This window comes from Actinomycetota bacterium (assembly GCA_035765775.1).
In the GTDB taxonomy this organism is placed as follows: domain Bacteria; phylum Actinomycetota; class CADDZG01; order JAHWKV01; family JAOPZY01; genus DASTWV01.
The window spans coordinates 133,754-148,692 of record DASTWV010000021.1 but is presented as its reverse complement, the minus strand read 5'-3'; the positions used below and the strand labels follow the sequence as shown (position 1 = coordinate 148,692).

At 73.0% G+C, this 14,939-nt stretch carries 13 protein-coding genes; 10 read left to right on the top strand and 3 right to left on the bottom strand.

The annotated features are described in order from the left end of the window. Positions 1 to 15 precede the first annotated feature (15 nt). Genes VFW71_03910 through VFW71_03900 form a run of 3 tightly spaced genes read left to right on the top strand, consistent with a single transcriptional unit; the run spans position 16 to position 4,340 of the window. Positions 16 to 1,371, top strand: a complete 1,356-nt coding sequence (locus tag VFW71_03910; protein HEU5001910.1) for an adenylate/guanylate cyclase domain-containing protein — start codon at positions 16 to 18, stop codon at positions 1,369 to 1,371. Next, positions 1,371 to 2,180: an ABC transporter ATP-binding protein gene (locus tag VFW71_03905; protein ID HEU5001909.1), complete on the top strand. Its 810-nt coding sequence runs from the start codon at positions 1,371 to 1,373 to the stop codon at positions 2,178 to 2,180. Before VFW71_03910 ends, VFW71_03905 begins: the two co-directional genes overlap by 1 nt. 12 nt (positions 2,181 to 2,192) lie before the next feature. Then, positions 2,193 to 4,340, top strand: a complete 2,148-nt coding sequence (locus VFW71_03900; protein ID HEU5001908.1) for a histidine kinase — start codon at positions 2,193 to 2,195, stop codon at positions 4,338 to 4,340. Between the two features lie 6 nt (positions 4,341 to 4,346). On the opposite strand, the gene VFW71_03895 is transcribed toward VFW71_03900, so the two are convergent. Next, positions 4,347 to 4,730 carry a response regulator transcription factor gene (locus VFW71_03895; protein HEU5001907.1) on the bottom strand — a complete coding sequence of 128 codons (384 nt, stop codon included), beginning with the start codon at positions 4,728 to 4,730 and terminating at the stop codon, positions 4,347 to 4,349. A 144-nt stretch (positions 4,731 to 4,874) separates the two neighbouring features. Beyond that, the gene (locus VFW71_03890; protein HEU5001906.1) at positions 4,875 to 5,546 is read right to left on the bottom strand and encodes a response regulator transcription factor; all 672 of its coding nucleotides are present in this window, start codon (positions 5,544 to 5,546) and stop codon (positions 4,875 to 4,877) included. A gap of 221 nt (positions 5,547 to 5,767) precedes the next feature. Between VFW71_03890 and VFW71_03885 the strand changes: the two genes are divergently transcribed. From VFW71_03885 to VFW71_03875, 3 genes are all read left to right on the top strand, one after another. Continuing rightward, positions 5,768 to 7,858 (top strand): acyltransferase family protein, encoded by a 2,091-nt coding sequence (locus VFW71_03885; GenBank protein HEU5001905.1) that lies wholly within the window; start codon positions 5,768 to 5,770, stop codon positions 7,856 to 7,858. Further along, a complete protein-coding gene (locus VFW71_03880; GenBank protein HEU5001904.1) occupies positions 7,855 to 8,526 on the top strand; it encodes a hypothetical protein in 672 nt (223 codons plus the stop codon). Before VFW71_03885 ends, VFW71_03880 begins: the two co-directional genes overlap by 4 nt. A gap of 96 nt (positions 8,527 to 8,622) precedes the next feature. Continuing rightward, positions 8,623 to 9,792, top strand: coding sequence for a hypothetical protein (locus VFW71_03875; protein HEU5001903.1), 1,170 nt, complete (start codon positions 8,623 to 8,625; stop codon positions 9,790 to 9,792). A gap of 7 nt (positions 9,793 to 9,799) precedes the next feature. Here the strand turns inward: VFW71_03875 and VFW71_03870 are convergent, their stop codons facing one another. Then, positions 9,800 to 11,617: a M3 family oligoendopeptidase gene (locus tag VFW71_03870; protein ID HEU5001902.1), complete on the bottom strand. Its 1,818-nt coding sequence runs from the start codon at positions 11,615 to 11,617 to the stop codon at positions 9,800 to 9,802. 83 nt (positions 11,618 to 11,700) lie between these two features. Here VFW71_03870 and VFW71_03865 point away from each other — a divergent pair, with 83 nt between their 5' ends. From VFW71_03865 to VFW71_03850, 4 genes are all read left to right on the top strand, one after another. Next, a complete protein-coding gene (locus tag VFW71_03865; protein ID HEU5001901.1) occupies positions 11,701 to 12,213 on the top strand; it encodes an acyl-CoA thioesterase in 513 nt (170 codons plus the stop codon). Between the two features lie 154 nt (positions 12,214 to 12,367). Next, positions 12,368 to 13,072 carry a response regulator transcription factor gene (locus tag VFW71_03860; protein ID HEU5001900.1) on the top strand — a complete coding sequence of 235 codons (705 nt, stop codon included), beginning with the start codon at positions 12,368 to 12,370 and terminating at the stop codon, positions 13,070 to 13,072. Positions 13,073 to 13,108: 36 nt separating this feature from the next. Further along, the gene (locus tag VFW71_03855) at positions 13,109 to 14,437 is read left to right on the top strand and encodes a HAMP domain-containing sensor histidine kinase (protein ID HEU5001899.1); all 1,329 of its coding nucleotides are present in this window, start codon (positions 13,109 to 13,111) and stop codon (positions 14,435 to 14,437) included. Positions 14,438 to 14,515: 78 nt separating this feature from the next. Beyond that, the gene (locus VFW71_03850; protein ID HEU5001898.1) at positions 14,516 to 14,851 is read left to right on the top strand and encodes a hypothetical protein; all 336 of its coding nucleotides are present in this window, start codon (positions 14,516 to 14,518) and stop codon (positions 14,849 to 14,851) included. Positions 14,852 to 14,939 lie beyond the last annotated feature (88 nt).

Below are 14,939 nucleotides of genomic sequence, written 5' to 3'. Positions count from 1 at the left end.
TCACAATGATCACCCATGAGTTCGATCACGGTCTTCCTCGCCGACGACAACCTGCTGGTGCGGGCCGGGGTCCAGGCCCTGCTGCGCCTCGAGCCCGATATCGAGGTGGTGGGCGTGGCCGAGGATTACGACAGCCTGCTCGCCGGGGCCGGGGCCGCCGCCCCCCAGGTCCTCGTCACCGACATCCGCATGCCCCCGACCTTCCAGCAGGAGGGCATCATGGCCGCCAAGGAGCTGCGCAAGCTGCACCCCGGCACCGGCGTGGTCGTCCTGTCGCAGTACGACGACCCGGAGTACGCCATCTCGTTGCTGGGCGAGGGTTCCGCCGGCTACGCCTACCTGCTGAAGGACCGCATCGCCGAGGGCGACCAACTCGCCAAGGCGGTGCGAGACGTGGCCACCGGCGGGTCGATGCTCGACCCCGCCATCGTGGAGGCCCTGGTCCACCCCGTGCGCGACTCCGACCTGTCCGAGGCCGACGAGGAGGTCCTGCGCCTCATCGCCGAGGGGCGCCCGATCAAAGCGATCGCCGCGGTGCGCGGGCTGACCCCGGCTGCCGCCTCCGAGGAGGTCGAGCGGCTGTTCCTGCGCCTGGCTCAGCAGGCCAGCACCGGGGCCGAGAGCTCGCTGCGCCGGCTGCGCATGCTGCATGAGGCCATCGTCTCCCGGGAGGAGCAGGGCGAGACCCTCAGCCGCCTCCTGCCCGGCGGGCTGGCGGAGAAGGTGCGGACCGAGGGGCGGCGCATCGGCGAGACCGAGCGCCTCGACGTCACCGTGCTGATGTCCGACATCCGGGGGTACTCGACCATCGCCGAGCACACCGACCCCACCGTGCTCGCCGGCCAGCTGAACCAGCACCGGGCGGCCATGAACCACGCCATCCTGGCGACGGGCGGCACCGTGATGCAGTTCGTGGGCGACGCGGTCATGGCGGTGTTCGGCGCCCCACTGCCGACGCCTGACCACGCCGACCGGTCCGTCGTCGCCGCCCGGGCGATGCACGCCGAGCAGGCCGCGCTGAACGACCAGTGGGAGGCTGAGGGCCGGGAGCCGTTCGGCCTGGGGATCGGCCTGTCCACCGGCGAGGTCGCCGCCGCCCTGCTCGGCTCCGAGGAGCGCCTGGAGTACTCGCTGGTGGGCGACACGGTCAACCTGACCCAGCGCCTCCAGCAGTGGGCCGAACCCGGCCAGACGGTGCTGAGCGATCCCACCCGGGGGGCGCTGTCCCAGCCGCTGGACGGGCTGGAACCGCTGGAGCCGGCGCTGGTCAAGGGACGGCAGACCCCGGTGCAGGCCTGGCGGCTGCCTGCGGAACGTGCTTCGGAGATATCGGCGCCCGTCCCAGGGCCCGTGCAAGGGGGGAGTGAGTGATGAGCCAAGCGGTGCTGGAAGCGCACGGCGTCCACAAGAGCTACGAGTCTGAGGGGGCGCCGGTCCGGGCGCTGCGGGGGGTGGACTTCACCCTTGAGGAGGGCGAGTTCGTTGCCATCATGGGGCCCTCGGGCTGCGGCAAGTCCACCTTCCTCAACCTGGTGGCCGGGCTGGACACCCCGAGCGATGGTGAGATCCTGCTGGCGGGCACGCCGCTGGTGGGCAAGGACGAGAACCAGCTCGCTCACATCCGGCGCAAGCACATCGGCATCGTCTTCCAGTTCTTTAACCTGCTGGAGGGCATGAGCGTGCTGGAGAACGTGACCCTGCCCGCGGTGATCGCCGGCATGCCCCGCAAGCAGGCGGAGAGCCGGGCGCGGGACCTGCTGGACCTCCTTGGGCTGGCGGACAAGGCCCGCAGCGCCCCGGGCGTGCTCTCCGGCGGGCAGCGCCAGCGGCTGGCCATCGCCCGCGCCCTGGCCAACAAGCCCACCCTGCTGCTGGCCGACGAGCCCACCGGCGCCCTCGACTCCGAGGGGGGCTACGAGATCCTGGAGCTGTTCCGCCGCCTGCACGCCGAGGGCCAGTCGATCCTGCTGGTCACCCACGCCGACGAGGTCGCCGAGCCCGCCGACCGCATCGTGCGCATGCGGGACGGGCGGGTGGAGGAGACAGTCGGGGACCGGGCCGGGGTGCTGTCCGAGCCTCCGCCAGTGCCCGAAGCCACAGGGGCCGCCACCGGGGCCGCCACAGGGGCCGTGCCCGCCGCGCGTGAGGTCGAGCCTCCGGCCGCGGCACCCGAGGCCTAGGAACTCCCGCCGGTGAGCGCCTCGTCGGGCCTGGTCGAGCAGGCCTCCACCGTCCCCGAGGGCGCCGTCCGCCCGGGGCTGCACCGCGGCCTGGTGGTCCTGCTCGCCCCGCTGTCGGTAGCCCTGGCGGCCTGGGGCGCCGCCCTGGCCAACCGGGCCGGCGGCCTGGCCACCGGGGTGCTGGAGACGGCTGTCGTGGCCGCCTGGGCGCTGGCGGGCACTGCCGCCAGCCTGCGCCGGCCGGGTGAGCGCCTGGGCGACTTGGTGCTGCGCGGCTGCCTGATCGGCGGTGCCGCGGTGCTGGCCGCCGGGGCACTGCGCTCCGGGGGGCACGCCCACCCGCTGGGCGAGCTGGCCGGCAACACGGCCCACTTCGTCCTCCCGGTAGCCCTCGGCCTGCTGCCCGCCGCTGGCCTTAACGTAGTCCTGGCGCTGCCCGATGGCCGGTGCCGGGTGAGCCGCGCGGTGGTCGCCACCGGCTGGATCACCGGTCTGGCCCTCGGCGTCGTCCTGTGGGCGCTGCGGCCGTCGCTGCCCCTATGGCCCATCCTGGTGGAGGGCATGCTGGCCGCCGCCGTCGGCATCGGGGTCTCCAACAAGCGCTACCGGGTCTCCCGCGGCATCGAGCGCCAACGGTTGCAGTGGTTCGGCTGGGCGGTGACCGTCGGCGTCGAGGTCATCCTGGTGGCCCTCGCCGCCCGGTTGCTGGCGGGCTGGCCGCACGACAACGCCGCGATCGCCGCTGCGGCCACGCTCCCCCTCCCGGCCGCCCTCGCCTTCGGCTCCTTCCCCAGGGTCATGGGCCGCGTGGACTGGTTGCTCGCCCGCACGGTCTCGCTGGCGGGCCTGACCTGCGTCGTGATCGCGGTCTACCTGGTGATCGTCATCGGCCTGGGCCACATGCCCACCTCCACCGAGCGCCCCCTGCTCGGCCTCTCGATGCTGGCCGCCGGCGTGGCCGCCCTGCTGTACGTCCCCGCCCGGGAACGGCTCTCCCGCTTCTCCAACCGGCTGGTCTACGGCGAGAAGGAGTCCCCCGACATCGCCCTGCGCACCTTCGGATCGCGCATGACCCGTGCCGTCCCGCTCGACGAGCTGCTCCTGCAGGTGGCCGAGCTGCTGCGCCGCAGCATGGGGCTGAAGGTGGCCGAGGTGTGGACCGGGTCCGAGGGACGCCTGGAGCGGGTGGTCTCGGTGCCCAACAGCCCACCGGCGACGATCACGCTCAGCCCCAAGGAGGAGGGCGTGGTGGCCCGGGCCGGCTGCTCGGGACCCGCCTGGGTGAAGGTGTGGCTGCCCGCCCTGCTGGCGGGCCGGGAGGACAGCCCGATCCGGGTGGCGCCCGCCAGCCACTCCGGCCGCCTGCTGGGCCTCGTCGTGGCGGTGCGCAACCCAATGGACGACGGCTTCCGCACCGAGGAGGAGTTGGCGATGGGCGAGCTGGCCCGCCAGGTGGGCGGTGCCCTGCACAACGTCGCCCTGGACTCCGCCCTGCAGGCGTCCCTGGACCAGGTGCGCAAGCAGGCCGAGGAGCTGCGGGCCTCCCGGTCCCGCATCGTGGCCGCGTCGGACGCCGCCCGGCGCCAGATCGAGCGCAACCTGCACGACGGCGCCCAGCAGCACCTCGTCGCCCTGGCGGTGAACCTCGGCCTGGCCCAGAGGCTGGTGGACGCCGACCCGGGCGAGACCAAGACCATGCTGGTGCAGCTCTCCGCCGACCTCAAGGAGGCGATCCAGCAGCTGCGCGACCTCGCCCACGGCATCTACCCGCCCCTGCTGGTGGACCGGGGGCTGGGCGAGGCGCTCGCCGCCGCTGGCGGCCGCTCGGCACTGCCGACCACGGTGGACGCTAAGGGCATCGGGCGGCACTCGCCGGAGGTGGAGGCGGCGGTCTACTTCTGCTGCCTCGAGGCCCTGCAGAACGCCGGCAAGCACGCCGGGGCCGGGGCCACCGCCACCATCACGGTCCGGGAGGAGGCGGGCGGCCTGCTCTTCGAGGTGGCCGACACCGGCGCCGGGTTCGACATGGCCTCGCGTAGCCGCCTCGGGGCCGGCTTCGTCAACATGGCGGACCGGGTGGGCGCCATCGGGGGCAGCCTGACCGTGGACTCCGCCCCGGGCAAGGGCACCCGGATCGGGGGGCGGATCCCGCTGGCGTAGAGCGGATCAGACGCCGGCGGGCTTCCAGCCGTCCCAGGTGTCGCGCAGGATGGTCGGGCCGAAATCGTCCTTGTTGACGTAGGCGGCGAACCCCGAGGATGCGGCGTCGGCGGGCAGGTCGTCCGCCTGGTAGGTGGACAGCAGCAGCACCATCACCTCCGGGTGGTCGGCGGTGATCCGGCGGGTGGCCTCGATGCCGTTCATGCCCGGCATGTTGATGTCCATCAGCACAAGGGCCGGGTGCAGCGAGTCCACCATCTCGAGCGCCGCCTCACCCGATTCGGCCTCCCCGACCACCGCGAACCCGGGGGTCAGGCGGACCACAGCGGAGGCTGCCCGCCGGAACGGCGCCTGGTCGTCGACGATTAAGACCGCCACTCCGTCAGCCATCGCAGCATCCTCACACAGACTTTCCCAGCCTCGCCAGGGTGCCAGCCCCCCCTTCTGTGCGAGGCACCCCCACCCCGGCCCCCTCGGGGGGCGGCCGACCTCCGACTCCCGGCCAGTTTGGCCGGGCAGTGAGCCGGTGGCCCGCTAGTCGTCGGACTTGTCGGACAGGAACAGCAGCACCGCCTTCACCCGGCGGTGGACCTCCCACTCCTCGATCAGGCCCAGCTTCGAGAAGATCGAGCTGATGTGCTTCTCGACCGCCCGGTCGGACAGGGACAGGGCGGCGGCGATGCCGGCGTTGCTGCGGCCCTGGGCCATGGTGGCCAGGATCTCCAGCTCCCGGGGGGTGAGCAGCGTCAGGGGGGAGGCTTCCGACCGGCTCCGGGCCTGCACGAGGGCGTCGATCACTTTGGCATCGATGTAGGAGCCGCCCTTCGACACTTCGGTGACCGCGGCCAGGAGCTGGCCGATCTCCGAGATCCGCTCCTTGAGCAGGTACCCCCGGCCCCGCGAGCCGTGCTCGAGGAAGGCGAGGGCGTACTGCGGGTCGGCGTACTGGCTGAGCAGGACCACCCCGGCGTTGGGGTTCAGTTCCCGCAGGCGGTCGGCGGCCTGCAGGCCCTCGGTGGTGTTGGTCGGCGGCATCCGGATGTCGGTGAGCAGGACGTCGGGACGGTGTTCCTCGAGCGCCGCCAGCACCGAGTCGAGGGTGTCACAGACCGCCACGAGTTCGAGCTCCGATTCCGACTCGATGAGTCTCCGGACGCCCTCACGTACCAGGTAGTGGTCCTCTGCCAGGACCAAGCGGATCGCCACGCCGCTGCGGAGCATACCTCAGCCCTCCCCAGCACCCGGGAGCCGAGTGGGAGCCAACCCGGGCGCGACCGGGAGTCCGGGAGGCGTCTCGCCACGATGCTTACAAGGGTGCAAGTAAGTAAAATATGGCCCTCCACAGTGACGTCGGTTTGGCGGAGTATGGAACGCCAGCCGGAAACCGTTTCGGCTGGACAACCCGAGAACCGACCCCCCGAGACGCCATGAGCCTGCTGGAAGCATCCCCCGGAACAGCCGCACGACCGGCCACCGGGCGCGCCCGGTACGCCCACCGCCCGGGCCTCGACGGCCTGCGTGCGCTGGCCATCATCGGGGTGCTGCTGTACCACGCCGGGATCCGCTGGATGCCGGGCGGGTTCCTCGGGGTGGACCTGTTCTTCGTGATCTCGGGCTTCCTCATCACCTCGCTGCTCATCGCCGAGGTGGAGCGGACGGCCCGGATCTCGCTGCCCGACTTCTTCCGGCGGCGCGCCCGCCGCCTCCTGCCCGCGCTCGGGGCGGTCCTGGTGGTCACCACCCTGGCCCTGCTGACCTTCTGGCACCGCGACCTCGGCCGATTCAAGGGCGACGTGGTGGCCTCGATGACCTACCTGGCCAACTGGTGGTTCGTCATCAAGCACCAGTCCTACTTCCAGGCCAGCGGGCGGCCCTCCCCCTTCCAGCAGCTGTGGTCCCTCGGGGTCGAGGAGCAGTTCTACCTGGTCTGGCCCGTGGTGGCCGCCCTCGTGCTCGCCGGGCGGGCCAGCGTGCAGCGCCTCACCCGCCTCGGGCTGGTGGCGGTCTTCGGCGCCGTGCTCTCCACCGCATGGATGGCCGTGCTGGCCATCCATGAGCATGTCCCGTACGGGACCGACGCCTCCCGGGTGTACATGGGGACCGACACCCATGCCATGGGCGTGCTGCTGGGCGCCGGGGCGGCGGCCCTGGTGGCGGCCGCCGAACGCCGGGGAGGGCGCCTGTGGGGCCGCCCGGAGCGGATCCTGCTCCTGGATCTCGCCGGGGGCATCGCCCTGGCGGGCGTGGGCGCATCCATGCTGCTGGCCAGCGAGTTCACCACCGGCCTGTACCGGGGCGGGTTCCTGGCGTTCGCCGTGCTGTCGGCGGTCGCCGTCGTGGCGGCCAGCCAGCGCGAGGGGGGCCTGGGGCTGCTGCTCGGTGCCCGCCCCCTGCGGTGGATCGGCGACCGGTCGTACTCGCTGTACATCTGGCACTGGCCGATCTTCGTCTACACCCGGCCGCAGCTCGACGTGCCGTTCGGCGGCGCTGCCGATGTGGTCTTCCGCCTGGCCCTCACCGTGGCGGCGGCCGAGGCCAGCTACCGCCGGGTCGAGCAGCCGGCTCGCCAGATGGGCATCCGGGCATACCTGCGCCAGGTCGCCGCCTCGGTGCAGGCGTTCGGGCGCCGGCTGCAGGAGGCCTCCAGGGCGGAGCCCGGGCCCGAGCCGGGAGCCGACGGTGCGTGGCGCCCGAGCATCCGGGTTGAGCAGTGGCGCCCGATGTTCAACGCCCTTCGTCTTCGGTCGATCGGCCAGGAGCACCTGCGGTGGGAGCACCTGCGGTGGGAGTCCCTGCGCGACTCCCGGGCATTGGCCGTCGTGGGCCGGTGGCGGCCGGGCATCGCGCTCTATTCGGCCTGCGCCCTCGCCGCCCTGGTACTGGGCATCTTCGTGACCAGCGGGTCCGCCCCGGCGCACGCCGTCAACCGGGCGGCCGGATCGCGTGCCGCAGTGACGGTGCCGCGCACCCTGGTACCGGCGCCCACCCACAGCCAAAGCGTGGTCCCCGCCGCCAAAGCAGCCAGCCCGGCCGCCCCCGCCCAGCCAGCGGGGGCCGGGGTAACGGCGATCGGGGACTCCGTGATGCTGGGGGCGGCCCCCCAGCTCCAGGCGGCGCTGCCCGGGGCGTCGGTCAATGCGGTGGAGGGCCGCCAGGCGAGCGACGCCTTCAGCCTGATCGACTCCATCCTCGCCGAGGGACACCTCGGGCCCACGCTCGTCCTCCACGTGGGGACCAACGGCACCATCGACGCCCGGGCGCTCGGGGCGCTCCTGGACAAAACCGGGGACCGCACGGTGGTGCTGCTGAACGTGCACGTCCCCCGGGACTGGCAGGGCTCCGACAACACGATCCTGGCGGAAGCGGCCCACGCCCGTCCCAATGTGGTGTTCATCGACTGGAACGCCATCGCCTCGGCGCACCCGCAGTGGTTCTGGAGCGACGGCATCCACCTGCGCCCAGCCGGGGCCCAGGCCTACGCCGAGTTGATCTCGGCAGCGCTGCAGCCGGGAACGTGAGGCGGGCAGTCAGGCTGATCCCCCTCGTGTTCCTGCTGGCCTCCGCCTGCCAGCTGGCCCGCTCGGCAGCCCGGGCACCCCAGGCGAGCGGGCACCCTCCCCGGTCCCCGGCGGCGGTGCCCAGCCCCTCTCCGAGCCCCCCTCCGGCCCCGGTGCGGATCCCATCGCCGTACGGGGCGGGCCCGTCCAGCCCGACCGCCCCGCCGGGCGGCGTGACCGCCATCGGCGACTCCGTGATGCTCGACGCCGCCCCCAACCTCAGCACGCTGGTGCCCGGCATCGCCATCGATGCCATGGTCAGCCGGCCGGTGGCCACCGGGATCGCCGAGCTGCAGCGCCTCGCCGCCAGCGGCGCCCTCGGCGCCCGGGTGGTGATCCACCTGGGCACGAACGGGGGGCTCTCCCGCGCCCAGCTGGACCAGATCGTGGCGCTCGCCGCCGGGCGGCATCTCGTGCTCCTCACCAACCACTGCCCGTACTGCTCCTGGGTGGCGGCCAACAACGCCGTGATCCGGGCCGGGTGCTCGGCGGCCCGCCACTGCACGGTGGCCGACTGGAACGCCCTGGCCGATGCCAACCCGCAGTGGTTCGGCAGGGACGGGGTGCACATGCCCATCGGCGGGACCGGTGGGGAGGCCTATGCCGAGATGGTCGTCCACGACCTGTGACCCGTACACTCGGTGCCAGACCAGCGACGAGGAGGGCCAGATGGGCGATGGAACGGCGGGAGCCGCGGGCCGCTTGGCCATGGGTGTGCCCCCCGGATGGAGCTGCTGGGCCTGGCCGAAGTGGAACACAACCCCCGGAACAGCCGCACGCGGGCGCTGGAGCCCGCGGTAGATCGAGCCCGCCCGACTCCAATTCGCGATCCCCGCCCGGGCGAAGACCCGGCCTGGACCCTCTCCCGGCGCGTCCTCGGCGGGCTGGTCGCCGCCCTGCGCGCGGTGGCGCCCCGGCCCCCGTCACCCGGCCCGGAAACCCGACTCCTGGAGCAGTTCGAGACCGTGCTGGCGGAGGAGCGACGGGGGTCGCTGCCCTCCTCCGAGGCCCGGCGCGGCCTCGCCCGGGCGGTCCAGGGCTACATGGCGGCAACGCTGCTGTCCGGCGTTCCCCCGGCCGGCGTTCCCCGGGCGGCACCCGACGGCCCGGCCTGCGCCATCGACATCGACGGGGTCCTGGAAGCCGACCTCATCGGCTTCCCCTTCCTCACCCCGGCGGGCGCTCTCTCGCTCCGCGCCCTGCGGGCGCACGGCTACACCGTCTTCCTCGCCACCGGCCGGAGCCCCGACCACGTACGGGACCGGTGCCGGGCCTACGGGCTGGCCGGCGGCGTCGCCGAGTACGGCAGCGTGGTGTTCGACGGCGCTCGCGAGCGCATCCTCGTCCCGCCCGACGCCCAGGCGGCGCTGGCCCGGGTGCGGGCGTTCCTCGACGTCCAGCCCGGCGTCGTCGTGGATACCCGGTACGTCCATGTCGTACGCGCCTACCTCCCCCGCCCGGACGGGCCCCGGCGCCAGCTCGGGGCCGGCCTCGTCGCAGCCGCCCTCGCCCGGGCGGGCGACGTCCCGCTGCGCATCTGCGCCGGGGCCACCCAGACCGACTTCCTGGCCGGGGCGGTGAACAAGGGCACAGCCATGGCCGGCCTGCTCGCCGGCCGCCCGCTGGCCTTCGCCATCGGCGACGCCCCCGAGGACCTCGCCATCCTGCGCATGGCGGCCTTCCCGGCCGCCCCAGCCAACGCCGACCCCGCCCTGCGGGAAGCCGGCATCCCGATCATGCGCGGCCTGGTGCAGCGGGGCCTGCGGGAGGCGGTGGGCCGCTTCCTCGGCCACGCCCCGGGTGGGTGCCCGGCGTGTCGCCCGCCGGCGCTGCCCCCGGCTACCCGCCGGTACCTTCGGGTGCTGGGCTTCCCGGACTACAGCGTCGCCGGGTAAACCCGCCTCAGCCCTTGCCGGTCTCCGCCGCCAGGGCCTCGGCCTCGGCCAGCAGCTGGTCGACCGCCTCCAGGCCACCGGCCCAGAAGCCGGGGTCGGCCAGGTCCAGGCCCACGATCTTGGCCAGGGTCTCGGGCGCATCCGAGCCGCCCGCCCGCAGCAGGTCCAGGTACGGCCCCACCACGGGTGGCCCCTCCTGCTGGTAGCGCTGGAAGATGGCCAGCGAGAACAGGTAGCCGAACGCGTAGGCGTACACGTAGCCCGGTGACCCGATGAAGTGGGGGATGTAGCTCCACCACATGCGGTAGCCGTCGGTGAGCTCTACCGAATCGCCCAGCATCGCCCGCTGCGAGGCGATCCACAGCTCGCAGATCCGGTCGGGTGCCAACTCGCCCTCGCTGCGCCGGGCGGTGTGCACGGCGTCTTCGAAGCGGTTCATGGCCACCTGGCGGAAGATCGTGGCAATGGCGTCCTCCAGGCGGCCGACCAGCAGCTCGAGGCGCCGGCCGGGATCGGACTCGGCCGCCACCAGGCGCCCAAAGACGAGGGCTTCACCGAAGACCGAGGCGGTCTCCGCCAGGGTCAACGGGGTCTGGGCGTTGATCAGCCCCTGCTCCCCCGCCAGGACGCCGTGGACGCCGTGGCCCAGCTCGTGCGCCAGGGTCAGCACCGAGCGCCGCTCGCCGGTGAAGCTCAGCAGCACGTAGGGATGCACGCCCGGGATGGTCGTGGCGCAGAACGCCCCGGGCTGCTTGTTGGGGCGGACCGCGGCGTCGATCCAGCTCCGCTCGAAGAAGTCCCCGACGATGGCCCCGGTGACCGGGGAGAACGACGTGTAGGCGTCCATCACGATGTCCCGGGCCTCGTCCCACGAGGTGGGCACCGAGGTGGCCAGGATGGGCGCCATCCGGTCGTAGTCGGCCAGCGTCTCCAGGCCCAGCAGCCGGGCCTTGAGCTTGTAGAACCGCTGCGGGATGTCGTAGCGGGCGATCACCGCGTCGATGAGGGCCTGCACCGAGGCATCCGAGGCCTCGTTGGACAGGTTGCGGGGGGCGATCCAGCTCTCGTAGCCCCGCCGGCGGTCCTCGGTCGCCTTGTCCAGCAACAGGGTGTTGAAGATGTATGACCGCGTCCGCAGCTCCCCGGACAGCACGGTCGAGACCGCCTCGGCGGTGGCCCGGCGCACGTCGCGGTCGGGCTGCTGCAGCCGGGACAGGGCCTCCTCCAGCGACACCGGCTCGCCGTCGCCCGCCGGGATGCGGAGGGCGGAGGACAGCTCGGTGAACAGGCGGGCCCACGCCGAGGACGAGGTCAGCGCCTTCTCGGCCAGAAGGGTCTCCTCGGGCTCGGACAACAGGTAGGGCCGGTAGCGCCGCGCGGACGCCAGGAAGTGGCGGAAGCGCTCGACCGCCGGGTCGGCCAGCACGGCGTCGGCGTGCTCCTCGGGGGCGGCCACCCACTCGAGGCCGAAGAACAGCACCTCGGTGGACAGGGCGGCGGACTGCTCCTGCACCCGCTGCAGGAGGGCACCCCGGGCGGGGTCAGCGGTGTCGGTGGCGAAGTGCAGGAAGGCGAACGACTCGGCCCGCACGAACGTGGCCTGGATCTCTTCCAACTCGGCGACCGCGTCCGCCAGCTCAGAGGCGGCAAGGCCGGCGACCTGGCCGTGGAACCGGGTGCGGAACGCCTTGGCGTCGGAGAGGGCCTGGGCCATGTCGGCTTCGAGCCGGGGATCGTCCGGCCCGCGGTAGAGGTCGCCCAGCTCCCAGGCGACGCCCTCGGCACCGGTCGGCCCGCGGGAAAGACTCGTTGCAGTTGTACTCATGGGCGGCCTCCTGAACGTGCGTGATGGTGCGATGAGGGTGCGGAGCGGCTGGCGAGCAGCCTGCGGATTAGTCTACCGACCGTATGTCTGACACCGGCCCCGCCAAGACCGTACGGGAATCGCAGGTGGAACTCTCCGCGGCGATGGGACTCGGCGACGCCAACCTGGCGGGCTTCGTCCACGGTGGGGTCATCATGAAGCTGGTCGACTCGGCCGGGGGCCTGTGCGCCATCCGCCATGCCCGGGGACCGGTGGTGACCGCCGCGATCGACGAGATGGTGTTCGTCTGCCCGATCCAGCTCGGGTCCCTGGTGACCGTGAAGGCATCGGTCAACCTGGTCGGGACCACCTCGATGGAGGTCGGGGTGCGGGTGGAGACCGAGGACGTCATGACCAGCGAGCGGGCCCACGCCTCCAGCGCCTATCTCGTCTTCGTCGCCCTCGACGACAAGACCGGCAGGCCCCGCCCGGCGCCGGCGCTCATACCCGAGACGCCCGACGAGAAGCGCCGCATGCGGGAGGCCGGGATCCGGCGGCAGGCCCGGCTGGCGCGCCGGGCGAGCATCCTCGCCGACCGGTCCTCGCCTCTGGACTGACCAAAGGCAACGTCACCCCCCGGCTGAGGTCGGGGACATTCGTCCCGGGCAGTGGGACAAATGTCCCCGCGATGATTTGGCCCTGGGTGACGGCAGGGCTGACTCCCGGGCCGGCTCTCAGCAGGCCCTTCACCGGGGCACGGACAATGGTGGCATGCAGATCCTGGTGGTGGACGACGACGAGGCGGTGCGGACGTCGCTCGGGCGCGCCCTGCGGCTGGAGGGCTATGCGGTCGACCTGGCGGCCGACGGGGCCGAGGCCCTCGGCCGGGTGGAGACCCAGAACCCCGACGCCATCGTGCTCGACATCCTCATGCCCGCCCCCGACGGGCTGGAGGTGTGCCGGCGGCTGCGGCGCTCCGGCAACCAGACGCCCATCCTCATGCTGACCGCCCGGGAGGCGGTCGGCGACCGGGTCGAGGGCCTGGATGCCGGGGCGGACGACTACGTGGTCAAGCCGTTTGCCCTCGCCGAGCTGGTCGCCCGGCTGGCCGCGCTGCTGCGCCGGACGCCGGTGGGCGACTGGGGCGACGACGGGCTGGCCGATGCCGAGCAGCTGCGCTTCGCCGACGTCACCCTCATGCCCGCCGCCCACGAGGCCTACCGGGGCAGCCGGCGCCTGGAGCTCACCCGCACCGAGTTCCTGCTGCTGGAGCTGTTCCTGCGCAACCCCCGCCAGGTGCTGTCCCGGGGGGTGATCCTCGACCGGGTGTGGGGCTTCGACCTCACGTCGTCCACCAACTCGCTGGAGGTCTTCATCAGCTACCTGCGCCGCAAGATGGAGGCGGAGGGTGAGCCCCGGCTCATCCACAACGTCCGGGGCGTCGGCTACACCCTCCGGGAACCCCAGCCGGACTGACCCCGCGCGGCATCCGTTTGCTGCTTTGATGGCTGCGTGACCTTCCGGGCCCGCGTCACCCTCGCCGCCGCTTTGGCGGTGGCGGTGAGTATCGCCGCCGCAGCCGCCATCACCTTCGTGCTGCTGCGCCGATCGCTGGGCGACGCGGTGGACGACACGCTCCGGGACCGGACGGCGGGCTTGACCCAGGTGGTCACCACCAACGACCCCGACGCCAGCGTGGACCTCTCGGAAGAGGTGGACCGGCCCGGGGGCCTGGCCCAGATCATCGGGGTCACCGGCACGGTCATCGCCCCCGCGACCCCGACGTTCCCCATCCCTGCCGGCGCCGAGGCGGTCGCCCGGGGCACGCTGGCCGCGCAATTCGCCACCGTCGGCCCCGAGGACAACCAGGTCCGGGTGCTCACCGTGCCCCTGCACCGGGGCCAGGCCATCGAGCTCGGCATCCCGCTCGATGAGTTCCGCCGTGACCTGCGCGTGCTGGCCATCAACCTCTCCCTGGTGGCGGCGGCCGGGATCCTGCTGGCCGGCCTCGTCGGGTGGCTGGTCTCCCGGGCGGCCACGGTCCCCCTGGAGCGCCTGACTGAGACCGTCGGCGCCGTGGCCGACACCACCGACCTTTCCCGGCGCGTGGCCGTCACCTCGGGCGACGAGCTGGGGCAGCTGGCCGCCGACTTCAACCGGCTGTTGGAGGCGCTCGAGCAATCCCAGAGCCGACAGCGCCAACTGGTGGCCGACGCCTCCCACGAACTGCGCACGCCCCTGACCAGCCTGCGCACGAACATCGAGGTCCTGCAGCGCTACGACGAGCTGGAGCCCGCCGAGCGCGACGGCATCCGCCGGGATGTAGTCCTCCAGATGGACGAGCTCACCTCGCTGATCGCCAACCTCTCCGAGCTGGCCCGGGGCGAGGTGGGCTCCGCCCCCCGGGAGGAGACCGACCTGGCCGACCTGGTGGGCGGGATGGTGGCCCGGGCCGAGGTCCACGCCCGGACCCGGGGGGTGAGCTTCGCCACGGACCTGGAGGCTTCTTCGGTACGGGTGGTGCCCGCCCGCCTGGAGCGGGCGATCGCCAACCTGCTGGACAACGCGGTGAAATGGAGCCCCCCCGGGGGGACGGTCGAGGTGATCAGCGCCCGGGGCTCGGTCGTGGTGCGGGATCACGGCCCCGGGATCCCCGACGCCGACCTGCCCCACATCTTCGAGCGCTTCTACCGGTCCGCCGCCGCCCGGGGCCGGCCGGGATCGGGCCTGGGGCTGGCCATCGTGCGGGACGTGGTCGATGCCGAGGGCGGCTCGGTGGGGGCCCGCAACCACCCGGGAGGGGGCGCCGAGTTCGAGGTGCACCTGCCGCCCGTCTCCTGAGTGGCGCCCGGTCGCAGAACGCCCGGTCGAAAGACAAATCCGGAGATTTCCCGTTCTCAGGGGTAACCTTCGACCCCCATGTTCGACCTGCTCCCGGTCTTCGACGATGTCCAGGCCCCGTTCCCGGGCATGGACTACGGGCTGCGCCCGGCCCTCCGGCTGGTCCCCCCGCCGATCGACCCCGAGGACCTGGCGCCCGGCCCCAGCCAGCTGCGCTTCGGCTGGGAGCAGCTCGAGGTCTGGGACGTCGAGCCCGAGCCGCTCCAGCCGAGCCTCCTGCCGCCACCCACGTTGTGGGAGGAGGCGGCGCTGCTGGCGGCGGTCACGGTGCGCCCGCCCACGCGGGAGCCGCAGGCCCGGCCGCCCCGCCGGGGGCGGCGGCCGGTGTCGGGGCAGCTGGCCCTCTTCGGCTGACCTCTTCGGCTGCCTCGTCGGCGGACCCGGCGAAAGGGCAGGGCACGGGGCCGTGGCGGGGGTCAGCTCCGCTTGCATTGGTGCTCAC